This window comes from Micromonospora sp. DH13 (genome assembly GCF_020873825.1).
Classification (GTDB): domain Bacteria; phylum Actinomycetota; class Actinomycetes; order Mycobacteriales; family Micromonosporaceae; genus Micromonospora; species Micromonospora haikouensis.
Genome location: NZ_JAHWGR010000005.1, coordinates 154,934 through 179,577 on the forward strand (window position 1 = coordinate 154,934; position 24,644 = coordinate 179,577).

General features: G+C 68.7%; 22 protein-coding genes and 2 tRNA genes. 13 read left to right on the forward strand and 11 right to left on the reverse strand.

Annotated features, from left to right (window positions below; all coding sequences use genetic code 11):
- Positions 1-163: 163 nt before the first annotated feature.
- On the forward strand, positions 164-883 hold the full coding sequence (locus LPA42_RS06965; RefSeq protein WP_077935199.1) for a CPBP family intramembrane glutamic endopeptidase: 720 nt from the start codon (positions 164-166) through the stop codon (positions 881-883).
- Here the strand turns inward: LPA42_RS06965 and LPA42_RS06970 are convergent.
- Complete coding sequence (locus LPA42_RS06970) at positions 870-1,571, reverse strand: hypothetical protein (RefSeq protein ID WP_198956385.1); 702 nt, start codon at positions 1,569-1,571, stop codon at positions 870-872. The two genes, LPA42_RS06965 and LPA42_RS06970, sit on opposite strands and share 14 nt — an antisense overlap.
- Positions 1,572-2,491: 920 nt before the next feature.
- Between LPA42_RS06970 and LPA42_RS06975 the strand changes: the two genes are divergently transcribed.
- The 3 genes from LPA42_RS06975 (at position 2,492) to LPA42_RS06985 (ending at position 3,670) form a co-directional block, all read left to right on the forward strand.
- Positions 2,492-2,582, forward strand: a tRNA-Ser gene (locus LPA42_RS06975).
- 35 nt (positions 2,583-2,617) lie between these two features.
- Positions 2,618-2,690: transfer RNA gene (locus LPA42_RS06980), tRNA-Arg, on the forward strand.
- Positions 2,691-2,776: 86 nt separating this feature from the next.
- Positions 2,777-3,670: a tyrosine-type recombinase/integrase gene (locus LPA42_RS06985; protein ID WP_077935193.1), complete on the forward strand. Its 894-nt coding sequence runs from the start codon at positions 2,777-2,779 to the stop codon at positions 3,668-3,670.
- Positions 3,671-4,489: 819 nt separating this feature from the next.
- On the opposite strand, the gene LPA42_RS06990 is transcribed toward LPA42_RS06985, so the two are convergent.
- Both LPA42_RS06990 and LPA42_RS06995 read right to left on the reverse strand, forming a co-directional pair.
- A complete protein-coding gene (locus LPA42_RS06990) occupies positions 4,490-5,863 on the reverse strand; it encodes an AAA family ATPase (protein ID WP_077935192.1) in 1,374 nt (457 codons plus the stop codon).
- 391 nt (positions 5,864-6,254) lie between these two features.
- On the reverse strand, positions 6,255-6,464 hold the full coding sequence (locus LPA42_RS06995) for a hypothetical protein (protein ID WP_144082486.1): 210 nt from the start codon (positions 6,462-6,464) through the stop codon (positions 6,255-6,257).
- A gap of 410 nt (positions 6,465-6,874) precedes the next feature.
- Here LPA42_RS06995 and LPA42_RS07000 point away from each other — a divergent pair, with 410 nt between their 5' ends.
- The 5 genes from LPA42_RS07000 to LPA42_RS07020 all read left to right on the forward strand — a co-directional run bounded on the left by LPA42_RS07000 (position 6,875) and on the right by LPA42_RS07020 (position 10,060).
- Positions 6,875-7,417: a hypothetical protein gene (locus tag LPA42_RS07000; protein ID WP_144082485.1), complete on the forward strand. Its 543-nt coding sequence runs from the start codon at positions 6,875-6,877 to the stop codon at positions 7,415-7,417.
- Positions 7,414-7,752, forward strand: coding sequence for a hypothetical protein (locus tag LPA42_RS07005; RefSeq protein WP_077935190.1), 339 nt, complete (start codon positions 7,414-7,416; stop codon positions 7,750-7,752). Before LPA42_RS07000 ends, LPA42_RS07005 begins: the two co-directional genes overlap by 4 nt.
- The gene (locus tag LPA42_RS07010; RefSeq protein ID WP_077935189.1) at positions 7,733-8,464 is read left to right on the forward strand and encodes a hypothetical protein; all 732 of its coding nucleotides are present in this window, start codon (positions 7,733-7,735) and stop codon (positions 8,462-8,464) included. Before LPA42_RS07005 ends, LPA42_RS07010 begins: the two co-directional genes overlap by 20 nt.
- A gap of 10 nt (positions 8,465-8,474) precedes the next feature.
- Positions 8,475-9,290 carry a hypothetical protein gene (locus LPA42_RS07015; protein ID WP_144082484.1) on the forward strand — a complete coding sequence of 272 codons (816 nt, stop codon included), beginning with the start codon at positions 8,475-8,477 and terminating at the stop codon, positions 9,288-9,290.
- A 131-nt stretch (positions 9,291-9,421) separates the two neighbouring features.
- Positions 9,422-10,060, forward strand: coding sequence for an HNH endonuclease (locus LPA42_RS07020; protein WP_077935187.1), 639 nt, complete (start codon positions 9,422-9,424; stop codon positions 10,058-10,060).
- A gap of 80 nt (positions 10,061-10,140) precedes the next feature.
- On the opposite strand, the gene LPA42_RS07025 is transcribed toward LPA42_RS07020, so the two are convergent.
- Positions 10,141-10,389 carry a winged helix-turn-helix domain-containing protein gene (locus LPA42_RS07025; RefSeq protein ID WP_228986427.1) on the reverse strand — a complete coding sequence of 83 codons (249 nt, stop codon included), beginning with the start codon at positions 10,387-10,389 and terminating at the stop codon, positions 10,141-10,143.
- Positions 10,390-10,828: 439 nt separating this feature from the next.
- Here LPA42_RS07025 and LPA42_RS07030 point away from each other — a divergent pair, with 439 nt between their 5' ends.
- Complete coding sequence (locus tag LPA42_RS07030) at positions 10,829-11,080, forward strand: hypothetical protein (RefSeq protein ID WP_077935185.1); 252 nt, start codon at positions 10,829-10,831, stop codon at positions 11,078-11,080.
- A 593-nt stretch (positions 11,081-11,673) separates the two neighbouring features.
- Here the strand turns inward: LPA42_RS07030 and LPA42_RS07035 are convergent.
- Together LPA42_RS07035 and LPA42_RS07040 are read right to left on the reverse strand one after the other, a co-directional pair.
- A complete protein-coding gene (locus LPA42_RS07035) occupies positions 11,674-12,192 on the reverse strand; it encodes a GNAT family N-acetyltransferase (protein ID WP_198956384.1) in 519 nt (172 codons plus the stop codon).
- A gap of 162 nt (positions 12,193-12,354) precedes the next feature.
- Positions 12,355-13,008, reverse strand: a complete 654-nt coding sequence (locus LPA42_RS07040) for a TetR/AcrR family transcriptional regulator (protein ID WP_228986428.1) — start codon at positions 13,006-13,008, stop codon at positions 12,355-12,357.
- A 63-nt stretch (positions 13,009-13,071) separates the two neighbouring features.
- Here LPA42_RS07040 and LPA42_RS07045 point away from each other — a divergent pair, with 63 nt between their 5' ends.
- Positions 13,072-14,490 carry an MFS transporter gene (locus LPA42_RS07045; protein ID WP_077935183.1) on the forward strand — a complete coding sequence of 473 codons (1,419 nt, stop codon included), beginning with the start codon at positions 13,072-13,074 and terminating at the stop codon, positions 14,488-14,490.
- Positions 14,491-15,064: 574 nt separating this feature from the next.
- Here LPA42_RS07045 and LPA42_RS07050 read toward each other — a convergent pair.
- From LPA42_RS07050 to LPA42_RS07060, 3 genes are all read right to left on the reverse strand, one after another.
- The gene (locus LPA42_RS07050) at positions 15,065-15,739 is read right to left on the reverse strand and encodes a uridylate kinase (RefSeq protein ID WP_077935182.1); all 675 of its coding nucleotides are present in this window, start codon (positions 15,737-15,739) and stop codon (positions 15,065-15,067) included.
- Between the two features lie 292 nt (positions 15,740-16,031).
- Positions 16,032-17,669, reverse strand: coding sequence for a fibronectin type III domain-containing protein (locus LPA42_RS07055; protein WP_144082483.1), 1,638 nt, complete (start codon positions 17,667-17,669; stop codon positions 16,032-16,034).
- Positions 17,670-17,833: 164 nt separating this feature from the next.
- The gene (locus LPA42_RS07060; protein ID WP_077935180.1) at positions 17,834-19,339 is read right to left on the reverse strand and encodes a carboxylesterase/lipase family protein; all 1,506 of its coding nucleotides are present in this window, start codon (positions 19,337-19,339) and stop codon (positions 17,834-17,836) included.
- Between the two features lie 272 nt (positions 19,340-19,611).
- On the opposite strand from LPA42_RS07060, the gene LPA42_RS07065 reads away from it, so the two are divergent.
- Positions 19,612-20,034: a peptidase inhibitor family I36 protein gene (locus LPA42_RS07065; RefSeq protein WP_077935179.1), complete on the forward strand. Its 423-nt coding sequence runs from the start codon at positions 19,612-19,614 to the stop codon at positions 20,032-20,034.
- Between the two features lie 351 nt (positions 20,035-20,385).
- Entirely contained in the window at positions 20,386-21,189 is an 804-nt protein-coding gene (locus LPA42_RS07070; protein ID WP_228986429.1) for a serine protease, read from the forward strand.
- A 73-nt stretch (positions 21,190-21,262) separates the two neighbouring features.
- Here the strand turns inward: LPA42_RS07070 and LPA42_RS07075 are convergent, their stop codons facing one another.
- Complete coding sequence (locus LPA42_RS07075) at positions 21,263-23,746, reverse strand: tetratricopeptide repeat protein (RefSeq protein ID WP_077935177.1); 2,484 nt, start codon at positions 23,744-23,746, stop codon at positions 21,263-21,265.
- 182 nt (positions 23,747-23,928) lie between these two features.
- Positions 23,929-24,561 (reverse strand): hypothetical protein, encoded by a 633-nt coding sequence (locus tag LPA42_RS07080; protein ID WP_077935176.1) that lies wholly within the window; start codon positions 24,559-24,561, stop codon positions 23,929-23,931.
- Positions 24,562-24,644 lie beyond the last annotated feature (83 nt).

Genomic DNA, 24,644 nt, shown 5'->3' on the forward strand with positions numbered 1-24,644 from the left:
CATAGAATGTCCACGGAGCGTGCCCGTCGGTCGCACAGAATGTGCGATCGCCTCACACCGCCCGGTTGACCCGTGTCCGCCGGGCCGGGTGGTCGGGCACAGTGGTGCGGTGACCGTTGAGGAGCTCACCCGCCCGGTGTCCCGCCGGGTCCTCGGCACGGAGATGCTGCTGGTGCTCGGGCTGTCGCTCGGGCAGTCGGCCGTCTACGCGCTCGTGTCGATCATCGCGAAGCTGACCGCCGACGGCCCGCTGTCCAAGCAGACCGCCGCGCTGAACACCTCGCACTCGGCCCGCCCCTGGCTCGACCTGACCTACCAGCTGCTCGGCATCGTCTTCGCGCTGCTGCCGGTGCTGCTCGCCGTACACCTGCTGGCCCGCGACCCCGGCGACCCCGGCCGTACCCTCGGGGTGGACCTGCGTCGGCCCGGCTCCGACCTGGCCCGCGGTGCCGGCCTCGCGGCGCTCATCGGCCTGCCCGGCCTCGCCCTGTTCTGGGCCGCCGCCCAGCTCGGCGTCAACGCCACCCTCGTGCCCGCCGGCCTGCCGGACGTCTGGTGGGCCGTCCCGGTGCTGATCCTCGCCGCCGCGCAGAACGCCGTGCTGGAGGAGGTGATCGTCGTCGGCTACCTGGTCACCCGGCTGCGCCAGCTGCAGTGGCGGCTCGGCGCGGTGCTCGCGGCGAGCGCCGTGCTGCGCGGCTCCTACCACCTCTACCAGGGCTTCGGCGCGTTCGTCGGCAACGCCGTGATGGGCGTCGTGTTCGGCCTGTTCTACCTGCGCACCAAGCGGGTGATGCCGCTGATCGTCGCGCACACCCTGCTCGACGTGGTCGCCTTCGTCGGCTACGCGCTCCTGCCGAAGGCCTGGTTCAGCTGGCTCTGACCGGCCCCGGGGGCGGCACCTCCGGGGCCGGAGCCGGGGTCGAGGCCGGGCGCGGGCGGTAGGCGGCGACCGCCCGCGCCGCTAGCCGCTCGGCGGCGGCCGAGTCGCCCACGGCCGCGGTCAGCACCGCCGCCCCCGGCAGCAGCCGGGACGCCACCCGCACCCCCAGCCACCCGCCGGGCCGCCCGGTCAGCGGCGCGGCCAGCTGCCAGACCGCTCTCGCCGCCTGCGGCGCCCCCGCCGTCGCCTGCCCCGCCGACCCCCGTCCCGTCGCCGTCCGCCCCGCCCGTATCCGCTCTGCCGCGTCCAGTGCCGCCCGGGCGCTCTGCGCATCCGGACGCACCCGGGTCAACACCAGCAGCTCCACCGCCCGCTCGGAATCGGCCGGATCCCGGCCGTACGCCGCCGCCAGGTGCAGCACCAGGTTGGCCTGCGCCCACAACACCGCAGTCAGCTCCACGACCGGGGCGAACAGGCCGGCCAGCGTCGCCACGGCCCCACCCGCCCCGGCCAGCCTGACGAATCGCCGGGTCGCGAGCCGGGCCAACCCGTCCGGCGTAGCCGCCGGATAGGCGGCGCGATGCCACGCGGCCCAGTCGGCCGCGCGCGGTCCGAGCGACCGCACGGCGGCGAGGGCGAGCAGCTCCGGAGCGAGGTCCGGGTGGTCGAGCGCCCACCCGGCCGTCACCCACGGGCCATCCTCGGAGATACGCGCCGACGCCGTCCCCGGTGCCCGTCCACCCGCCCCGGCGTCGGCCTCCGGGGCAGGGCCTGGGCGGGTCGGCTGCTCGGACACGGACACGACCGGGGGCACCGGCCCGGCCGGGGTGGTGGTGGCCCCCTCCGATCGCTTTCCTGCCGGCGTGGCCCGTCGCGGCCCGCTCGCCTTCGCGGCTGTTCCGCCCGGCGTGGCCGCCTTGCCCGGCGTCGCCTTTCGGGCAGGTGCCTTCCGGGCAGCCCGTGGCCGAGGGGCCGGGCGGGTGGCGGTGTCCTCCGTCGCAGCCTGCTCAGCCTGCCCGGCCGACTCCACCTCGGCGGGCCCGGCCGGTACCTCCCCGGCGTCAGTGTGTGGCTGATCACGTCGCCCAGCCGTGCCCTCGGCCGGCGCGGACGACGGCTCCGAGGCCGCAGAAGAAGCCGGGGCCGGCCGGGCCGCGACCCGCCCCGGGTCTGGCGGCGACGATGCCGGCTGGCCGGGTGCGGGCGGCTGGAAGATCACCCCGGGGGCCGCTCGCGGCCGGCGCGACCGGGGGCGCGGGGCATTCGGAGCTTCGGGGGCCTCGGGGCCCTCGGGTGCCTGATCCGCCGCCGGTGGTGGCGCGGGATCGGGGACGACCGGCGGTATGAAGGCCGCCTTCGGTGAACGGCGTCGTCGCGCACCCTCACCAGGCTCGCGGCGGGACGGGTCGCGCGGCGACTGCTCCTCCATGTCGATGGAGCCTAGCCCCGATCCGGGAGCCGCACAGCGGGGAAACGCCTGCGTGGGAGGCACCCGTCCGCCCGGCACCGGACGATCTTTTCCGCCCGGCCGGCAGCGCTGCGATAGTCGCTTTGCCCCGGAAGGGTGCGGGCCTGTATCCTCGGGCGCGGTGGTCTACGGGCCACCTGGGAGACTTCGCCTAGTCTGGTCTATGGCGCCGCACTGCTAATGCGGTTGGGGTCTTAAAGCCCCTCCCGGGTTCGAATCCCGGAGTCTCCGCGCGAAAGCCGGTGTGTAGACTGGCCCAGCAGCAAGCGCCCGTAGCTCAACGGATAGAGCATCTGACTACGGATCAGAAGGTTAGGGGTTCGAGTCCCTTCGGGCGCACAGACAGCCCCCTACCAGCCTCTCAAGGCGGTAGGGGGCTTTGTTCTGTCTAGCCATGCCTGTGAATACCTCCTTACTCTCCGTGCATGTCCAAGATCAACTCGCTACATATCAAGGCGTACGAGCGTGACCTCAAGATCCGTAACCGCTCGCCCCGTACGGCCCAGAACTACCGGGAGACGCTGCTCCAGCTCGCGGCGTTCGTAGAGGGCGCAGACCTCCTGGAGCTGGCTCGCGGCGAGGTCGAGGGCTACATCCTCCACGTCCTGGAGTCCCGGTCGGCGGCTTCGGCCTCGGGGCGGTACCGGGCGCTGCGGGCCTTCTACAACTGGGCCGTTCGGGAGGAGTTGATTCCGGAGTCGCCGATGCGGAAGATGACGCCGCCGAAGGTCGTGGAGAAGCCGATCCCAGTAGTGCCGGACCAGGCCCTCAAGATGCTGCTGGCCGAATGTGCGGGCACTGACTTCGAGAGTCGAAGGGACACCGCAATCATCCGCCTGTGGTGCGAGCCCGGATCGCCTCGCGTCTCCGAGGTCGCCGGCATGTCGGTGGGGGACGTTGATCAGGTTCTTGACCTCGTGAAGCTGCTCGGGAAGGGCGGCCGGGTCCGGGTCATCCCCTTCGGTACCAAGACCGGGCAGGCCCTCTACCGCTACCTCCGAGCCCGGAAGGACCACCCGCTAGCGAAGGGCGGTTCGGAGGCGCTGTGGCTCGGCGCGCGAGGGAAGCCGCTTACTGCCTCGGGCCTCTATCAGATGTTGGAGCGGCGAGCCCGGCAGGCGGGTGTCGGCCACATCCACCCGCACCAGCTCCGCCACACCTCAGCCCACAACTGGCGCGTAGCGGGAGGGTCGGAGAGCGACGCTATGGTGTTGTTCGGGTGGGTGAGCCCGGAGATGCCCCGCCGGTACGGCCGGTCGGCGGAAGTCGAGCGGGCACAGACCGCAGCCCGCCGGATCTCGGTAGCAGACCGCCTGTAGTTCTTCCTTTCCGAACACCCCGCACAAGGCGGGGTGTTCTCATTGTAGTGTGGTTCTGCATGCAAAAATGGTGCACATCTGACCCCGATCAGTCCACCAATCAGCATCAGCACAGTAAAGGGTCACCCACCTCTTGCTAAACATTGCGCCCAGTGCCCACAATGGCACTCACTGCCTTGTTAACTGAACAACAATGGCACGCATTCGCGCTTCGCAATGCCTTTGTGGTGACCGTCTGACCCCCGTGTTAGCTCCTGTAGTCGCTGCCCTCGCCCGGCAGTCGCACAGTTAACAGGGCAGCCTGGTTTGCTAAACATTGCAGTGAGTGAGCAGAATGGCACAGTAAACAAACCAATGGGTGCAGCAATTGTCCAATTAAGGTTTGATAAACATTTAGCTTTGGGGTAGCGCAAGGCATGGTTGCCGGGGTAGACGGCGGCCCTTCATTGGCCTTAACTGGACCACCCATTACTACTACGTAGCGTCGTAGAACCCACGTCCGTAAAACTTGCCGCCGCCCCTACCCTTCCCGCCCTACCCTCCCGCCCTCCTCGCCCCGTAGCGCCCAACCTAGGCCCCTTTCCTGACACGCTCAACCCTCCCGAACCGCTTCTCGCCGCCGACGCCTCCCCGATTACCAAGATCGCTTACCAAATCTATCGAGCTATCTCTATAAAGCCTGGTCGGAGGCCGATTACCAATTACCGATTACCTATAAGAGAGAGCGCTAGGTACGCGCGCTCTCTCCTCTCTTGCTCGATTACCAGGTCCGATTACCATGGTAATACCGCCTCCGACCAGGGAAAACACGATTACCGATTACCGCCGATTACCAGCCATGGTAAGCGTTCCGTCCTTCGCTCGGGCTAGCTCGCCGGCCGCTAGGAGCCGGTCCACCTCGATCTTGAGCTTCCCTTGTCCTGCACCCTTATCAGTGTGCTTCTTCAGGCCCGCCATTAGCTTGTTGGCTCCGCCCATCGAGTAGACGCCCGGCTCGGCCTCGACTACGCGGCGAATGCGGTCCGCAAGGGGCTCCTTCTCGCCCTTGGCGTCGGGGAGGGCGTCGTACAGCTCATCCCGAACCAGCACGCACGAATCAGCGACCTGCTTCCGTACGGTCTGAATCTTGAGGCCGGCGGGCCCCTCCTTGTTCTTTTTCCGCCAGATCTCGACGGGCGCGTTGTCGCTTTCTGCCGTAGCCGCGAGGTTGATAACGCAGTCTGGGTTGGCCTCGAATTGACTTCCGCCCCGAGCGCGCTTAGCAACCCCGGCATTCCGGGGGTCTACCCAACCTGTGTGGTGGACGAGAATGAGGGTTGCCTCGTGCTCTTCCGCGCGCTTAGACATATAGGACACAATCAGCGCCGCATCCTTCGTCTCGTCTGCCTCGGGAGCGAGAGACGAGAAGGTATCGAGCACAACGAGCACCGCGTCTGTGGCCTCGATGGCCTTATCGAGCCGGTGCCAGAATGCCCCCTCGGCAGCCCCATTCTTGTTGTCGCGGCGCGGTGCGACACCATCCGGGTGCTTGAGGATTCGGAGGCGTTCCTCGGGGACGGTCACCCCGTTCTCCTTCTCCCACGCCTCGATCCGCTTCGACAGACCGTAGGCACCCTCGCCCAGCACAAACAGGACTGTGCCGGTCTTTCTGACCTTGTGGCCGAGCCAGTCGACCCCGGTTGCTACGGAGAGAGCCCAGCCGAGGACTGTGAAGGTCTTGTTGGTGCCAGTAGAGCCGGTGACTACCGCCGTCGTGCCCTGGTCTAGCCACCCCTCGATCAGCGGCCGGGGCGGCGGGAGCTTCCGCAGATCGCTAACCGTCAGCCAGTCCCCGAGCGGGTCGCTCTCCAGCCTTGCCTGCTCGGCCTCTTCCTTGGCCTTGGCCTCGGCCTCCAACTTGGAGATTCGGCGTAGCGCTTCCTGGGCCTTGTTTAGCTTCTTCTCCCGCACAGGGATACCGCCCTCAGCTCCAGGGTCGTCGTCGTCCAGATCGATGTCCTCAAAGGTGAGATCATCCGGTCCATAGTCCGGGAATCCCTCAGCATCAAGCACGGGGCTCCGCTCTGGGGTAAAGAAGAGGTCGATGTCATCAAAGGTGATGTCATCCGGTCCATAGTCCGGGTATCCATCTACGTCAAGCACGGGGCGAGCAGTAGCGGGAGAGAGCCGGGCCTTTCCTTTGTCAAGGGCCATTACGGCCTCCCCTCGGGGGCGTAGGGAGCCTGCCGCCCGTAACCGGCGCTACCGGGAGGGGTAGAGGGAGAAAGCCTGGCAAGGGCCCGATAGCGGGCAGAGGGGTGCAAGCGGTACATTAGAGCCTCCTAGAAGTTGAGCAGCGATGACCCCGGACGGCAGCCGGGGTCATTTGCTTGTTCGCCGACGCCACACCATCTGGCGGCGGCCACAGCAGCCCGGCCGCCGGCAGCGGTTCGGGCACCCCCGGGCGCGGCAGGACTCCCCGGGGCAATAGGTGTAGTAGCAGCGCGGCTTGCGTTCGGTGTTCACTCGATTCCTCCACAAAGCACAAAAGGGACCAGGCGCGCCGATATGGCGAGCTGGTCCCTTCTCGCCTGCACTGTAACACTCATTCCCCGTCCTCCGTCAACAACTTGATCGCGTAGCGGAGGGCTTCCCCTTCTCCGACCCCGTTCTCCTCGGCGTACTGCTTTAGGGCGGCGTGCTCCTCCGGCGTTGCCCAGAATTGAATCTTCTGTGTGAGCCCAACTCCCCGATACCTCTTCGGTCGGGGATTGCTGAGCCTTTCTGTGATGAGTTCTGCGGTTGATCTTGGCATAAACGATAGCTTATCGGATCCGATATAGTTTCGTTAATGCCAAGATCGGAGGTCGTGAATGAATGCGCGATATGAGCAGCAACCGCGGCACACGTGTACCGGGCCGCAATGCCGTTTCCTGAGCCACGAGAACGCCGAGGACCCGAGCCCTGAGCTGGCGGAACGGCTCGCCGAGAAGCGGGCGGTCCGGCGGGAGAAGGTCCGGAAGTACCGGAGGGGCACCAATGACTGAGAAGCCGTACAAGAGCGCTCCGGTAAGTGACGGGGCGTACGTCCGGACGGGGCAGATCACCGTCTCGCTTCCCGGGCGGCACGTACCTCCGGAGGTCGTGAGGGCTGCGGAGCGGTTCGCTCGGGCCTGTGAGGCGGTGCGGCGGGCTGAGGCCGAGATTGGCACCGCCAGTAAGGCGATGCGCGACACCGAGAACCGCGTCATGGGCGAGGCGTACCGGGCGGTTCACGATGACGCCGAGATCGACGAGAACGCGAAGCTGGCGCAGTCCGAGGAATGGGTACTGGCGAAGTCTGCCGAGGAAACCGCACTGGCCCGGTTCCACGGCGCGAAGCAGGCCCTTGCCTCCTGCCACGCGGAACTGGCTGCCGTAGCCGCCAACCCCGAGTGGGGTGCGTACCTCGCCGCCCAGCGCCAGGCACTCAGCGCCCGGGTGAAGGAAGACCTCAAGCGGGCCACCGAGACGCTGCGGGAGCTGGAGGAGATCGAGGGGTTGACCGCTCTCGTGGCGGCCGGCGGTGTGTGGCAGAAGCGCCGGCACGCCGCCGTCGCCCCGGTCGAGAACGAAGACACTCAGCCCTTCCGGGATGCCCAAGACCTCCTGTGCGCAGTCCTGAATAAGGAAGCCATGGTGATTCGGGCGATGCTCCAGAAGGCCCACATCCTCGACTCCCGCACCGGCGACAAGAACTACCACTTCAACATGGTCGGTGCGGAATGAGCTGGAGAGACGAGCAGGACGCGCTACGGGCCGCCGGAATGAAGGCCCGCCTGGAAGAGCAGCAGCGGCGAGATGAGCAGTTTCTCAAGGCGAGACAGCGGGGCCGGGAAGCCTCAACTGGCGCTACTCGTGCCGCTGCGCTTCTCGCTGGGCTTAAGGGCAAGACGCCTTCTCTCCGCTCGATCATGGAGAAGAGCCAGGCCAATGCAGACGAGTTCGGCCGGCTGGAGCGGGAGGTCGAGAGGGGCCGGCCGATGACCAGCCTCGGGCGTGCCCTCTTCGAGCGGGAGAAGGCCCGGAGGGAGGGCGAGAGCGGTGCAGCGGACGCGGGGTAGGGACGCCTTCGGAGCGAGCCTGGCAAGGGCTCTCGGGCCATGCAGGCGGGCCGTAGAGGTTCGCCGCGAGGCCGAGCGCCGGGAGCGGGAGGCGAACGAACAGCTGGAACTGGTCATCGCCTTCCGGGAGCAGTTGGAGGCGCTCGATGCCAATTACACAAGGAATGGTGAGAGCGAAGTGAGCAATCTTCTCCCGCTGACTGGGGAAATCTTCGTGGGGTTCGACGGCAGCAACCTCGACCTCTCCCGACTCCGTGGTGGGGGCGTGGATTGCAAGACCGACCTGGCTGCCATCTATATCGAGCTGTTCACCCGGTTGCGTAGCGCCGGCCTTCACTTCGACCCTCCCGCAAACAATACGGTTTCTTGGGCTCTGGAGGTGACTGGGCCGAATTCCACAGAAGCTCTCGGAGGCTGGAACCCGGATACCAGGCTCTTCGTGCTCCGCAGCGATCTGGCCCTGTCCCCCGAATTGACGCGGGATGTGGTGGCGCACGAGATGACCCATCAAGTCATCAGCCAGTGGCCACAGCCCAATGACTACGAAAACGGTGGGCATGGAGAGCGATTCTTCCTCGTGGCCCGTCTGGTAGCCCAGGCGCTCGATATGCCCGAGCCCAGGCGCGAAACCCTGCCTGCCTGGCCGACAATGGATCGGCCGGATGGCTTCTACGGGCCGTACGTCGAGCGGCGCATCGACGAGGATGCCTGATATGGCTCGCGTGGGCGTCGAGATTACCGGCAGCGGGGATGGTTCCGGAGTCCGGATCACTGGAAGCGGCGGATCGATCAACAGCTCAGGAGGAATCAGGGTCTACGGTGAGGGGGAGAATAGTTTCTTGGAGAGGCCAGACTCTCCGGGAGGTGGCTATTCCTACGGTCCGCTCCGTGTAGAAATGGGTTACCAGCTTGACGGGGCGGCGACACCGTTCCGCGCTGGTCTTCAGGTCTACTACCCGAACGGCCAAGTCATGGCCCGCCTGGGTGAGCTTCCCGGCTCGGGCCGCGTTGGGCTGGAGATCTGCGATGAGAACGGCGTCGTGAAGGCGCTCGCCGGAGAGCTGACAGACGGGGACTACGGCCTAGCCGTCACCGGCCCGAGCGGGGAGTTGACGAAGCTCAGCGACTTCGTGTTCGGGCCCCGGGTTGACCGCGTTCGCAACGTCGAGGCCCGTACCTCTACCTCCTGGGGAGATCTGGCGACGGTAGGCCCGGATGTGGAAGTCAAGATCGGCGAGTCCGGGATGGCCCTGGTCCTGCTCACGACTGCCTTCGACTACAACGGCAACAACAGCCAAGGGGGAGGGCTCATGGGCGTCGAGCTCAGCGGCGCCAACACCCAGACCCCCGAGGACTTCTACGCGGTTGTGTCGACCTTCAGCGGTGCCGGCTCCTGGATCGTGGGGGACCGGAAGACCGCACAGGTGCTCCTGACCGGCCTCAACCCCGGCAACACGACCTTCACGGCCAAGTACCGAAAGCACAGCGGAACCACCCTCCAGTTCTTCGACCGTGAGATCGCGGTCTTCCCCTACTAACCCCACCCCACCGGGGAGGTCCGGCCTAGTCACCCGGTACCGCCCCAACCCTCCCGGCCTGACTACCCGAGAGGGGAAGTGCCCCGGCTCCCGAGATGGGAGCCGGGGCACTTCGCAAGAGAGGAGAGATCGTGAAGAGAGTGGTTGACTACTCGATCCCCGCCGTAGAGCGGTTCTGGCAGGACGTAGACCGGCGAGGCCCGGAGGAGTGCTGGCCGTGGAACGGCGTCGGGAGCGATCAAGGCTACGGCTGGTTCCGGCCGGCGGCTAACGACCGGGAGAAGGCGCACCGCTGGCTTCTGGGGTACCTCCGGGGCGAACCGCTCCGCTGGGACAGCGACCAGAAGGAGTTGGCCTGTCACCGCTGTGACAACAAGACCTGCTGCAACCCGGGCCACCTCTACGTCGGCACCGCCAGCGATAACCAGAAGGACCGGAAGAACGGCGGGCCGGTGCACTTCAAGGAGATCCCCGCCCCCGTGTTGAGCGCGTTCACGATGCGCGCCGAGGTCGTGAAGCTGCGTGGCCTGCCCGAGGATGATTGCTGGGAGTGGCCGTACTCGAAGACCTCCCGCCCGAGGAACATCGCCCCGAACATGCAGCACAGAGGCGTCTTCTACAGCGTTCCCCGGATGGCACTGCTCGTCTATGGTGCGGGCGTTACCCCGGAGCGCCCCTACGCTCGGCATACCTGCGGCGAGCGTTGGTGCTGGAACCCGAGCCACCTTTACCCGTCTACTACGAGCCGTAGTAGGCGTCTCTCGCGGTAGCCGCCCCTCCGGAAACGGGTCGTGCAGCCCGTAGGCGTGCGTCTCCGGGGCTGCCTCGCCTCCGGGGTAGTCCCGGAGGGCTACCGCTTCTCGGCGACGTAGGTACCGCGCTGCGGCACGGTGAAGACCAAGCCCCGTTCCCGCAGCAGGGCGACGGCCTGCCTGACGGTGCCCCGGCCTACCCCGTGCTCCCCGCGTAGCTGCGTCTCGCTCGGGATGGGTCGCCGGGGGAGCAGCTTGCCTTCCTCGATCTCCTTGGCGATCAAGTCAGCGAGCTGCACGTACATCGGCACCGGAGACAGCGGATCGAGCATGTCACCAATCCTCACCTGACGTCCTGAGACGTTCGGCCCCGGAAACGTTCCAGAACGTCGCAGGACGTGGGGCGACAAGACAGAACGAGTTGGACTACCTTCTGTAGGCGTCGGTAAACCCGCAGCTAGGGAGTAGCTCTGTGCCTAGGTTCAAGTGGTTCCAACGCCCCGACCAACCCGTTGACAACGTGAACGGGGAGCCGGCCCCGCGACAGGGCGAGCCTGTGCCGCCGCCTGAGCCGCGTTCCCGCCAAGCCGCCAAGGGGCACAACCAGGCGAAGGGCCGTCATGCGCGTTGAGCGTCGGCCAGAGCCGCCCTTCTCCGTCGTCATGGCCGGCTACGTGATCGACTTTCACCACCGCAACGTGTGCTCGAAGTGCGGCGACGACGGGTGTCCACGGATCGTGGAGGCTCGCAAGACGCTTGAGGCATGGCGGGACCGGAAGGCGCGACGTGAGGGCCGGTGACGTCTTCCACGTCACCCGGGCGGCCAGCCCTCAGTTCATCGCTCCGATCTTCTTCCGCCTCATCCGCGTCATGGATGTGCCGACCTACCACGGGTGGGTTTGGCTGGAGGGCTACCAGCTCGACCAGAGGGGCGACGCCGTGGCGCGGCGGGAACTCTTCGTCCAGCCCGCCGGGCTCCGCAAGCTCTCCGCTCTCGCCCGCCCCGCCGTGCCGCAGAGGCGTAAGGGATCTCTGTAGCCCGAATCGTTACAGTCGGTGAACCTCGATGCCTGCGGTGGCGAGTTGACCGCCTTATCCCCAGAGTTCCGGAGGGGTTCGATCTTGTGTTTTCCCTGGTCAGGCCGTCTATCTACAGGGGGCGACTACGGATCAGAAGGTTAGGGGTTCGAGTCCCTTCGGGCGCACTTCACGATCAAGGCCGTGACCAGCGGAAACGCGAGTCACGGCCTTGATTGCTTTCGCGGGTTGGGACGGATCGTCCCAGGATTTGGAATCTGGGTGCTCCGATGGTGCTCCGTTGTCGGTGTGCTGTTCCGGCAGGGCTTCGTGCCGACCTGTGCTGACCAGTGCGTTTGCGTGTCGGCTCGTCTGGATCATGGTCGGGAGGCCGGTACGCCGGGGTGTGGCAGTGGTCCACTGTGGTCGGTGAAGTGGATCTTGTCTGCGTGGAATGGCTGGTCCTTGTGCCGATCCTTGCGGCCATGAGTAGATGAAGGTGCGGGTGTCCTACTTGGCGATCCACCCGCCAGCATCCGGGTCTGCCGCTGATCGTGCAGCTCGCGCCGGTTCGGCACGACCGTCCGCCTGGCCAACGGGCTGGCACTAGGTGCTCAGGCTTCGATTTGGATGCTCAGCTGTGCGCCGAGCTGGCGGAACCCCAGTGCCTGCGCCACTCGGCGCGATGGTTCCGGTCGAGCCCGCCACTGTGGCAGCAGATGGTTCGCCACGGCGTCGGCGACTGCTGCGGAGGCAGCGGCCCTCGCCAGCCCGCGCCCCCGTTGGCTCGGCTCGGTGAGTACGCACAGGTGGGTCAGCTCCTTCGACCAGCGTTGGTAGCCAGCCGCCGCGACAACATGGTTCCCATGGCGGACCACGAACGCGTCGGAGGTGATGGCGGCCAACCCGCATTCGTCGGCGTCGTGCATCGGGACAGAGGCCAGGAGCGTGGCGAGATCGGCATGTCCTCGGGGTATCGCATCGACCGTGTCGAGTTCGGCCGGTTGGAGGTCACACTCGTCGAGGTAGGCCAGGCTTGCCGGGCCCAGTGCCTCGGTGAACGGCAGGACAGCGCGCAGCTGGTCAGGGTCCGTCAGTACTTCGACCGGCAAACCGCGCAGGCGTTTGCGCAAGATTCCGGCCCGACTGCCTGTCGGCACGGTGACGATGGCGGCTGTCCAGCCGCGACCCCTGCGAACACCGAGGGGACCTGGGCGCTCTGGCTGGGTGTGTGGTGGGGGTCGTGGTGGACATAGGCACGGTAGGAGGTGCCAAGGACGTCGCGGAGAAGGAGTTCACCGAGTAGTACGAACCGTCGGGTCTGCCTGGTCGATGAAGAGGCAGTCGAGGTGGTACTGCAGCACCGCGGTGGCCTCTTCCGGCGTGCGTTGGCCGACTAGGAGGCTGGTGCCGAGTCCGTTGGTCAGGGCGATCAGCCGGGTGGCTTCGAGGGCGGGGTCCGCGTCGAGGGCCAGGGTGCCAGCGGCACGCGCGCGGGTCAGGGTGTCGGTGAGTTGCTGCTCTAGGCGGTCGACGCTACGGATGAAGGGTTGTTCGGCGACCTGGGGGTCGGTCATCGCCAGGACCGCGTAGGACGTGCCGACCAGGTGGAAGACGCGGCTGGGCTCGTCGGTGGGCATGGCTTCGAGCAGGAACGCTTCGATGACCGCTCGCGGTGGTGGCGGGTCGGGCAGTCCGGCCAGGCGCTGCGCCCAACGCTGGTGGCTCTGCTGTTCCAGGTGCCGCAGGGCACCGATCAGCAGGTGCTCCTTGTTCTGGAAGTAGTACTGCACCAGCCGGAGTGACACGCCTGCCTCGGCGGCCACCGAGCGCATGGTCACGGCGTGTAGACCCTCCCGGCCCGCCAGCCGAACGAGAGCGTCGGCGATCTGGGTACGCCGCGCGGTGTGGTCGGTGGCCTTGGGCACGGTGGGGCCCTCTCGCTGCATCCGCTGTTGACCAAGCGATGTTAACCTCTTGTTTGATACGGCTGTATCACTACGGGAGTGGGCGTGGCGCAGAACGGGGTCGCTGGTGATGTCGGTGCCGGTCGCGGCGGGGTAGCGGCGAAGATCGCACTGGCGGTGGCGTGTGCCGCGCAGTTCATGGTGGTGCTCGACATCTCGGTGGTGAACGTCGCGTTGCCGTCGATCCGCGACGCGCTGGGGTTCGACGAGACCAGTCAGCAGTGGGTGGTCAACGCCTACGCCTTGACATTCGCCGGATTCCTCCTGCTCGGTGGGCGGCTGGCCGACTGGTGCGGCCGCCGTCGGATCTTTCTGGCCGGGCTGGTGCTGTTTGCCGGTGCGAGCCTCATCGGAGGTCTGGCCGATTCGGCGACACTGCTGGTTGCCGCGCGTGCCGTTCAAGGGCTGGGGGCTGCGGTACTGGCGCCGGCGACGCTGACGATTCTGACCGCGACCTTCCCGGAAGGGCAGGTGCGGACGCGGGCGTTGGCGACGTGGACCGCGGTCGGTGTCGCCGGAGGCACGGCGGGCAATCTGGCAGGCGGCGTGCTGACGGAGTACCTGTCGTGGCGGTCGACGTTGTTGATCAACGTGCCGATCGGGGCGGTGGTGGCCGTCCTGACGGTGCGTCACGTGGTTGCCGACCGTGCCGGGGCTGTAGGTCCACGACTGGATGTGGCTGGGGCGGTGCTGGCCACGGCCGGGTTGGGAGGGTTGGCGTTCGGGATCGCCGAGGCGGCGGACGAGGAATGGTCTTCGCCGTCGGCGGTAGCCGGCCTCGTGATCGGCGCGGTGCTGTTGGCGGTGTTCGTGGCGATCGAGGAGCGGTGGGCGGTGTCGCCGCTGATTCCGTTGCGGTTACTCACGATTCGCTCGGTATCGGTGGGCAACCTGGCCATGCTGTTGGCGGGAGCGTGTCTGAACCCGATGTGGTTCTTTCTCACGCTGTCCATGCAGAACGTGCTCGCCTACAGCCCGGTGCAGACCGGGCTGGCGTTTCTACCGCACACGGTGGTGACGGTTGTGGTGGGTGCCTTTGCGACGCCGTGGCTGATGCGTCACGTCGACGGACGGATCCTCATCGCGGTGGGATCGTTGCTGGCTGCGGCGGGGTTCTGGTGGCAGTCCCAACTAACGATGCAGAGCACCTACCTCGCGGGGATCCTCGGCCCGGCCGTCGTCTTCAGCATCGGCGGTGGACTGCTGAACACCCCGATCACCACCGCAGTCACCTCCGGTGTGTCGACGCCGGACGCAGGTGCCGCGTCAGGGCTGATGAACACCACCAAACAGGTCGGCGGCGCGCTGGGACTGGCGGCACTGGTCACCGTCGCGACCGTGCACAGCACCGGCCCGGCCGCACAGATCGACGCCTACAACCGTGCGTTCACCGTGATCGCCGTGATCATGGTTGCCGTGGCGGTGATCGGGCTGGCGTTGCCCGCCAGTCGCGACCGGGAATGACCTCCGACTTCCACCAGGTGTCAAATAGATGACCATCGCGCTAATCCTGCGCCAGCGATAACGTGTTCGGACTGGGCTGGATGCGGCCGGACTGGGGCTGGGTCAATCACTTAGTGCATTGATTGATCTAACTATGGATCAGAAGGTTAGGGGTTCGAGTCCCTTCGGGCGCACTTCATGATCAAGGCCGTGACCAGCGGAAACGCCGGTCACGGCCTTGATCGCTTCTGCAGGCTGGGATGGATCTTCCAGGATTTGGAATCTGGTGCTCCGTCGTCGATGTGCCGTTCCGGCGGTGGTCCGTGCCCTCGGCGGCTGGACGTCTGGGTGGCCGGTCGTTGTTCTGCCCAGTTCGGCGGAATCCCGGGGCGTCCGGTATGACGGGCCACCTCATGCTTCCCGGGAGCCTCTTGATGGTGCGTGGAACGACCGGGCTGTGCCGTCGCCGGCCCGGTACGTCGATGGCGGTGGGAACTGGGTCGACTGGCGCGTCTGCCAATGCAGCCCCTACGTGGTGAGGGGACTGCTCTTCGGGGCGGTCAGCGGTGGGCCTCGATGCCGAACTTGGGTGTGGTCACTGTGTTCGGGTTTCCCAGGTCGGCTGCTGGGGGTGGTCGTTGTGCACGATGATGTCGACGTGGTCGGTCGGGCGGACGGTAGCCAGGTAGAGCTGCTGGGCGGGGATGTAGCGTTCGCGCCAGCGTCGTTCGACGTCGGCGCGGGATGACACCTGGCGTTGGCGTATCACGGCGCGATCCACGGTCTTGTCGAGCGCGGTGGACACGAAGATGCGCAGGTCCCATCGGTCTATCAGTTCCGGGCGCATGAGGAAGACGCCATCGAAGATCAGTACGGCGTCGGTGGGGGCGGTCCTGATCGGTGGAGACAGCGCGGTGTCGGTGGTGTGGTCGTAGACCGCGTGTTGGAAGCGTCGATCTCCGCCCGGACCGAGCGGGTCGAGCAGCATCCGGTTCAGCGCGTCGTGGTCGTGGGCGTCGAGGTAGCAGCCTTCGGCGGAGTACTCGCCGCGCGGGTAGCGCTGTGCCCGGGGGAAGAGGAAGTCGTCGATCGTCGCGCGGATGACGTCGCGGCCCTGTGTGCGCAGGACGACGGCCAGTTCGTCAGCGAGCGTGGTCTTGCCGGCGGCGGGCGGTCCGTCGATGGCAACCCGCGTCGGGTGTGCGACCGTGACGGACCCGACCGCCTCGGCCAGGCGGGCGAGCAGCTCGTCGCGGGTGCCTCGGCTCATGTCCTGCCTCATCCTGGTTGCGCGAAGGCCGCCGGTCCTTCTGGCGGCTTTGTAGGGGAAACCTCTCGCCATGCCGCGTAGGTGGCGAGCCCGTGATGCGGCGGAAGAACGTGTTCCAGCAGGTCGCCGCCATGGAGACGGGCAGGTTGCCGACACGTTCGGGAGTGTTTCCGAACGTCACTCGGGTCATCGGCACGAGTATTGTCGGCCAATCGACGATCAGCCGTGAATGGTGCTCCCGGAACCGCACAGGGGTGGGTCGACAACGTCGCGCCCACCCCTGGACATCACGTCAACCCAACAGGAGCCGGTTCTCGGTGATCCCCTTCGGGTCGCCGAGCGTGGGCGGCGTCTGCCAGACCCGGCAGTTGGCGTCGTACGGGTCGTCGGCGACGCAGTACCGGCCGTCGACCACCACCACCGCCAGCGTGGTGGTCCGCCCACCGGGCAGGGTCACCCGGGCCGCCGGTGCGCTGGTCGCCGGGCCGCAGGCCCCCGCCACCAGGCTGTTGGGCAGCGCGCCCTGCCGCACCCAGCGGCCGTTGGCGTCGGTCGACCACACGGTGCCGGCCCGGCCACGAGGGTCGCAGTTCCACAGGTTCATGGCCGCCACGCCCTGCAACGTGGTCGGGTCGGCAGCCGCCTTCGCGGTCCACTGGCAGAAGAAGTACGGGTTGCCCGCCCAGCCCGGCGAGCGGGCCCCGAGCAGGAAGCAGTACTGGGTGCCGGGCTGCAACCCGGTGACCAGGTGACTCATCCGTCCGGTGCCCGGGGTGCCGGCCAGCACCACGTCGGGCACCCCGGACCGGACCAGCCGCCACTCGGCCTCGCCCATGGCGACGTCGTCCCAGCTCAGCATCATCGAGGTGTCCGAGACTCCGGTCGCCCCCACCCGGGCCGGCTGGGGGTACGCCCCGGCCCAGGTGGTCGCGCAGACCGCCGGCGGGGTGTGCGAGCCGTACGCGTTGTACGCGGTGGCGAGGTAGCAGTAGGTGCGCCCCCAGTCCACGGTCAGGTCCATCTCCCAGTACCCGGCCGGGTTGCTCCAGGTGCTGTGCGGGGTGGGCCAGTCGGTCCACGGCCCGTTCGGTGTGGGGCCGCGCCACACGCTGACCTGGGTGGCGTCCCGGGTACCCACCCGTACGTCGACCTCCATCCGGGGGGTCGGGTAGTCGGGGGCCCGGACCAGGAAGTGGTCGATCACCGGTGCGCCGCCCTGGGTGACCGTCCGGCAGGGCAGCGCGGTGTCCACCCCCACGCCGACGTTGAGCGCGGTGACGCAGACCGTGTGGTCGCCCCGGGCCGCCGGCACCAGCAGGTCGAAGCCGTGGTCGCCGCCGTAGGCGGGGTAGCTGGCGGCCACGTCGGTCCGGGTCGTCGAGGCGACCAGCGCGGTGTGCAGCCGGCCGTCCACCCGGACCGACACGGTCAGCGGCGAGGCGGTGTCCGGGTCGATGACCCAGCCGCGTACCCGCAGGCCGGAAGGTCCGGGGGAGAGTTCGTCGAACGAGCCGAACGGGTCGAACCGGACGGCGAGCGTCCGACAGGCGGTCTCGCCGACCCCGGCTCCCTGGTTGACGGCCGTGAGGCAGACGGTGTCCCCGTACCGGGCGGGGAGGGTGCGGATGAAGGCCGAGCCGGAGGCGACACTGAACCGGCCCACCTCCACACCGGAAATCTTGGCGATGACCTGGACCGACGTGGTGGCGTCCGGGTCACCGGCGCTCCCCTTGACCTGCACGCCGGTCGGTACCCGGCTGGCCGAGGTGAGGTTGACCCAGGCGTTGTCCTCGTCGACGTCCCCGCCGCACACCGGAGGTGGCTCGGGGACGTCACACACGGGCGCCGCCACGGCGGGCTCCGTGAACACGGCGACTGGCCCCAGGGCCAGCGCGAACGCGGCGAGGCCGCGAATCAGTTTGGGTGACACGCGGTGAGGGTGACAGGGGTACGCAAACCACGCCCGCACACCGGTTCGCCGGTCGCGGACGGCCCGGGGCCGGGTCGTTCATGAGCCGCCGCAGGTGTAGAACAGTGACCGTTCGGACCGCGAGCCCGGCAGCGGCCAGCCGCTGCCGAAACGCGCCGACTGCGCTACCCGACCAGCAGCGGGAGCGCGGCGAAGGTGTGGTCCCGCCACAGCCGCCGTGAGGTTTCCTCCGGGTACGCGACGACCGCCGGCCGCTCGTCGAAGACCCGCGTGCTGCGACCGGCGTCGTACGACGGCCACCCGGGGTCGCCGTTCGCGGCGAACGCCGTCCACGCCCCGCGAATCTGCCCGGACAGCTCCTGCGCCGCCGGGGTGGGCGGATCACCGATCAGCATCGCGGGTTGCCCGCTGGTCAGGTTGCCGAAGACCAGCGGCACGTCCAGGCCGTGACAGGCACCCAGGCTGCCGCCCAGGCCCGGCGCCGGCCAGGTCAGCTCGTAGAGGTAGGCCCGGCCGCCACCGGCGAGTTGCGCATCGGCCAGGTGCAGGCTCGGCATCCGGAACAGCCAGTCCGCGTTGACCAGCTCGTACAGTTGCTCATCGGTCGCATCAGGGAACGCCTCCCGATATCGGCTGGAGCCGTCCGTGCCCGGGGCCAGCATCCGCAGCGCGGTCTCGGCCTGCTCCGGCGTGACCTGGCCGAGCACGCCGTCGAGCAGGCTGAACAGCCGGTGCTCGTCCCGGGTGTGTCCGACGAGCAGTTCGACGTCCCGCGCGACGCCATCGGCAAGCGCCCGCCAGGGGGTCGCCGGCAGCACGTCACCATCGACGACCGGCGCGAACGGGATCGGCCGGTGGGTGATCCGCCCCCAACGCTCCCGCCACTGGACGATCCTGGCCGAGATCGCCTGGCCCACGGCCGGCAGCCGGGCCGGAGCCACCGTCGACAGGTCGGCCAGGGTCGGTCGCACCCCCAACTCGGCGGCGCAGGCGGCGGCGATGTCGGCGGCCAGGTCGGGCGAGAAGAACGTACCCGGAATGCTCTGCGCGACCACGCGCCGGAACAGCCCGGCGGCGCGCGGCATGGCCAGCAGCGCGGCGACCGAGCCGCCGCCGGCCGACTGCCCGAAGACCGTCACCCGGTCCGGGTCGCCACCGAAGGCGCGGATGTTGTCCCGTACCCACTCCAGGGCCGCGACCTGGTCGAGTAGCCCCCGGTTGGCCGGGGCCCCGTCGATCTCCCCGAAGCCCTCGAAACCGAGGCGGTAGTTGAGCGTCACCACCACGGTTCCGCTGCGGGCGAGATGCCCGCCGTCGTACTCCGGAAGGCCGGAACAGCCGACGAGGTAACCACCACCGGGGATCCACACCATGACCGGCAACCGCGCCGCCGGGTCCGGGGCCGGCGTCCAGACGTTGAGCGTCAGCCAGTCGTCGCCGACGCTCTGCGGGGACATCCCGAACGCGCCGGGCTGCGGGGGCGGCGGACCGTAGGCGACCGCCGGACGCACGCCCTCCCATCGGCGCCCCGGCTGCGGCGCGGCGAACCGGAGGCCGCCAACCGGAGGCTCGGCGTACGGGATGCCGCGAAACACCGCCAGGCCCGCCTCCCGGCAGCCACGCAGAACACCGACCACGGTTCGCACTTCCGGCTCGGACTCCGGCTGCATGGTGGCCCCTCCCCGATCCCGGTCGGCCGCAGCATCCCAGCGCCTGCCGACCACCGGCAAACCATTTAGGTCTTTCGCAGACCGGCGCACATCGACTACTGTCGATGTTTATGGAGCAATTGGCGCAAGTCATGTTTTTCGACACCGCAACCGCGTGACCCGGCGCGCATTCCCACCCTCAGCAATCGTCAGTGGACGACTCGGCACCCGTCCGCGCCATCGCAACCGAAGGCGCGGCATCGAGACCAATCGGAGCAGAGAAAGGTGTTGGGATGATGATGCAACCCGTTCCACCGACCGTTCGGCGGCTGCCACGCGCCTTGGTGGCGGCCGGCCTCCTGGCAGCGCTTCTGGGTGCCGTCTCGGCCCCTGCCGCGGCGAGTCCGGGCCCCGTCGCACGTGGCACGGCGGCCGTTGGTGACTGCCCCTTCATCAACACGCTCTGCCTGTTCGAGGGCACCAACTTCACCGGGGAGCGGCTCACCCTGAGCTCCCTGGTATCGCCCGGTACGTGCGTGAGTCTGGTGGACGCCGGTTGGGGAGACCGTGCGCGTTCCGCGATCAACACCAACAATCGGAGTGCTGCGATGTTCATGAACGACGACTGCGCCGGAGGGGCCTTCGAGGTCCCTGGCAACAGCTCCCTGCCGGACTTCGGAGGCTTCACGCCCGAAAGTGCCTGGGTGCCTCGGTAAGGCCACCGCCGGGTGGCACGCGACCGCGTGCCACCCGGTTCCTCCGGCTCGGGAGTGTGTCGAGGTTCCGGCTCTGTCGCGATCCGGCTGGTCAGGTCTCGCCGACCGGCGGTGCTCCGGTGTCCGGGAACCAGCCGGACAGCCCGGCCTCTGTGCAGCCTGGTCGAGACAGGCGTGACTGCGGGGGGATCCCCGTTCGACCAGAGGAGAGCCATGCTTGGAAAGAGATGGGCGGTAGTAGCCCTGGCCGCCGTTGCCGCCGTAGCCCCTCCGGCCGGGCCAGCGGCTGCCGCCACGACTACCGACCGACCCGCCAGCGCCGATGCGGCCCAGTCCTCCGGTCACCGGCCCGTGAGCACGGCGGCACCGGTGGACGGCACGGCCGTCGGCGTGACTCCCGCCGTCGGGATCGAGGCGATCCTCGGCCCCGACACCCGGGTGCCGGTCGGCCCGACCACCACGTTTCCCGCCAGCGCCGTCGTTCGGCTGGTCTTCACCGGCGGCCAGTGCACCGGCTTCATGATCAGCGAACGTACCGTGGCGACTGCCGCCCACTGCCTGCACTCCGGCGGCTCCAACGGCACCTGGCGTACCAACGTTGTCGCGTACCCCGGGCACGACGGCACGACGGCACCCTTCGGCGGGTGCGCGGCACTCCGGCTCTTCGTCCCTTCGAACTGGACGGGCGCGAACAATGCCCCTGGCGGTGGCGACCCGGCCTTCGACTACGGAGCGGTGCAGCTCAACTGCGCGATCGGCACCAGGACCGGCTGGCTCAACCTCGGCTATCCGACCCAACCGGTGACCGGAGCCTGCACCAGGACCCAGGGATATCCGGCCGACCGGCCCGGACAGTGGGCGAGCGACGACGCCGTCCGGGCCGAGGACGCTGCCGCTCTCTACGTCCGGCATCCCTTGGTCAGCGGGCTGGACGGCAGCCCTGTCTTCTACACGCCCGCCCCGGATGACTGGTGCCCGGTGCGGCCGCCGCTGGTGGTCCCGTGTCCGTGCCCGCCGCCGCCCTGCGTGTGCCCGAGCCCGACGGTGCTGGGGATCCTCTCCCGGGGACCCTTCGGCAGCGGGCCCAGCGCCACCAACAACGTCGCCGTCCGGATGACGCTACCGATCATCAACAACTTCATGCAGTGGCGTTGACCCCTCCGACCGGCGCTGTCGGGGCGCGCGGCGAGATTCCGTCGCCCGCCCCGACAGCGCTTCGGCCCGCTGGTCACGAAACCGGGCGGGCTCCGCCGCGCAGCCGGTCCCGGAGTTGCTCGGCGTCCGGGTGGCCGAGCGGCTCCAGGATCTTCAGCGCTCGCCGCCAGGCCCGCCGAGCGGGGCCCGGCGCACCGGCGGCACGGTGGCTGTCGCCGAGATGGGTCAGCGTCGTCGCCTCGTAGTAGCGCTCGGCCGCTTCCCGCCACAGCGCGAGCGCGTTGCGGTAGCAGCGGATCGCCTCCGCCTGCTGCTCCAACCGGTGGTGCGCGTAACCGAGGCTGTCCCAGGTGTGCGCCTGCCAGTACCGGTTGCCGACCTGCCGTTGCAGCACCAGCGCCCGCGTGCAGTAGTCGATCGCCTGTCGGTGGTTGCCGAGCTGGCTGTGGTACCAGCCGATGTTGTTCAGCGCGTTCGCCCTCCCGTTGGGGTTCTCCGCCGCGGTGAACAGGTCGAGGGCCTGCTCCGCGTGCTGGAGCGCCTGCTCGTACCGGCCCAGCCGCTCGGCCAGGATGCCGAGGTTGAGATGAGCCCGAGCGCTGCCGATCGCATCGCCGAGGCCGGCGTAGAGCCGCAGTGACCGGCGCAGGTGCACCCGGGCCTGGTGGTGGTCCCCCAGCCGCAGGCAGGCTACGGCCCGGTTTCGGTGGGCGCGGGCCTGCCCGTCCCGGTCGGCCACCCTCGACGCGGCGAGCAACGCCCACTCCTGGACCATGAGCTGCTCCTGCCAGGCCCCGAGCCGATCGAGGTACGTGTTGACGACCCAGGCGAGCTGCCAGGCGGGTGTGTCGAACCTGGCGTCCGTGGCGAGGCCGATGACGGTCAGGAGGACTCGGTGCTCGCCGGTGAACCAGCGCCAGGCCGCCGCCCGGTCGATGAGCGCGGTGACCGCCGTGCCGGGCCGGGCCGGGGCGGGGCTGATCGGGTCCCGCTGGTCGTAGAGGAGCAGGTCTGCGGCGTACCCGGTGTGCAGGTAGGAGTCGATGAGCCGGCCGAGCGCCTGCCGTCGGGCCTGCTCGGGCTCGTGTTCGGCGACCAGCTCGGCCGCGTAGGCGCGCAGCAGGTCGTGCAGGACGTACCGCTGTGGGAGATGCTCGGAGAGCAGGTTCGCGCGGACGAGCGCCGCCAGGGTCCGACCCGCCTCCGCCACCGGTGCGCCGACCAGGCTCGCGAGCGCCGGCACCGAGACATCCGGCCCGGGGTGCAGTCCGAGCAGCCGGAACGCCCGCGCCGAGGTCGCGTCCAGATTGCGGTACGACCAGGAGAAGACCGTCCGGACGTCGGTGGCCGCATCTTCGTGGCTGAACCGGTCGAGGCCGTCCGACCCGGTCAGCTCGTCCGCGAGCCGACCGAGGCCGAGAGCCGGCTGGACGGCGGCACGCCCTGCCACGATGGCCAACGCGAGCGGCAGCCCCGCCGCCGCGTCGACGATCCGGTTCGTCGCCTCCGGCTCGTTCTCCAGCCGATCCGTGCCGAGTCGCCGGGACAACAACTCGTGCGCCTCCCGGCGCGGCAGCGGGTCGAGGAGGAGCGGAATCGCCCCCTCGATGGTCACCAGCCCCGCCAGGTGCCCACGGCTGGTGACCACCACCAGACATTCCGGCGAGCCGGGCAGCAGGGGGCGGACCTGGTCGACGTCACCGGCGTTGTCGAGCAGCACGAGCACCCGTCTGCCGGTCAGCACGCTGCGGTACAGCCCGGAGCGGGCATCCTGTCCCGCCGGGACGCGCTGCGCCGGCACTCCGAGAGCTTCGAGGAACTCGCGGAGCACCTCCGCGGGGCTCGCCGCCGGCCCGGTCGCGTCGAACCCACGGAGGTTGACGTAGAGCTGTCCGTCGGGGAAACGGTCGGCAACCTGGTGCGCCCAGCCGACCGCCAGGCTCGTCTTGCCGACCCCGGCCGTACCGCTGATCAGGCAGACCATCGTGGTGCCCGGGGCGCGGTGCCGCCGGTGTGCCAGCAGGGCGTCCAGTGCGGCGAGCGCCGCCCTGCGACCCACGAAATGGGGTACGGCCGCCGGCAGTTGCCGGGGCGTCACACTGTCGAGGGCGCCCGCCCCTTGTCCGGTCGGTGACGGTCCGGGAACCGGCGGCTCGGGTCGGCTGGCCGGCGCGGCATCGCCGGACCGGCGGCCGATCTGGGCGTGGGCGGCGGCCCGCAGCCGATCCTCGGTGTGGGCGGCGTCGGCGATCCGCAGCAGCCGCCAGTGTCTCGCATCCCAGTGCCTCATCTCGGTCAGCTCGGCGGGGAGGCGGACACCGGCCCGGCCGGCATGCGCCACACATGCCTTGACGAAGGCGACGACGAAAGGCCAGTCAGGCAACGACTTGGCGTTCAGCTTGTCGCTGATCGTCGAGCGGGCCAAGGGCTGCCCCTGCGCTGTCGAGATGGCGACCAGGGTGTTCAATGACGGGGACCCGGAGAGCTGCCGGAGGCGTCGGAGTTCGCCGGCGAACCAGGCCGACGCCTGTTGCGCATTTCCGCCCACTTCGCTCACCCGTCCGAGCCCTCCACGCCGGACGAGTCTATCAATGCATAGAGATTCTCCTATGTCGCATTGACGTCGGCAGTTGGCGTCCGTCCACACCGCCGTGTCATCTGCGACAAGGTCTGCTTGACCATGACCTGGCGGCGCTGAGCCTCCAGGATCTGCTGCGGACCGTCGACGTCGCCGTGGTCCTACCGTGTGTACTCGGCGTGTAGTTCGGCGTAGGGGCGGCGGCGGTCGGGGTGGCGTCGGATTCTGCCCATGCCGATCTCGGCGCAGCAGTGCGTCGTGGGGTTGTGGGCGCGGTGTGCCGGGCACTCCTCGGCCAGGGCGCGGACCTGGTCGGCTTGCAGCTCGAACGCCTCGCGGCTGCCGGTGAGCACCAGCGTCTCGGCGGCGATGTCCCACCGCAGATGGTCGCGGAACTCCTGGTGCCAGGCTTTCAGGTGGTCGGCGGCAGGCCGTGCCGGCCATGCTCGGCCGGGCAGTACGACGGTGTGCGGTCTGCCGGCCCCGAGTCGGGAGCGGACCTGTTTCCAGCGTGACGGCGGGAACGCGAGACGGTGGTGCAGCAGCACCAGGTCGAGCGGGCGGCCCCAGGCATGGTCGGTCGGCAGTTCCGCGCGACGCAGCGGGAGGTAGATGATCGTTCGTGGCGACCGGGCGGCCAGGCCCCACGCCTGGGCGAACATCACCGCGGTTTCCCTGTCGAGGCAGAACTGCGCGCCGAGACGGCCCTCGTAGAGACCGGCGAACCTCGGTGACCTCGCCGGCTGCAGGACCCGGTACTGGTGGTGTCCGAGCTGCACCGTGCTGATCGTCACCGGCCACCTGCGCCCGCCCAACCGTTGCGTCACTCCAGCCGTATCCTCTCGACCTGCCGTCGGTCCGCCTGTCTGCGCGGGCA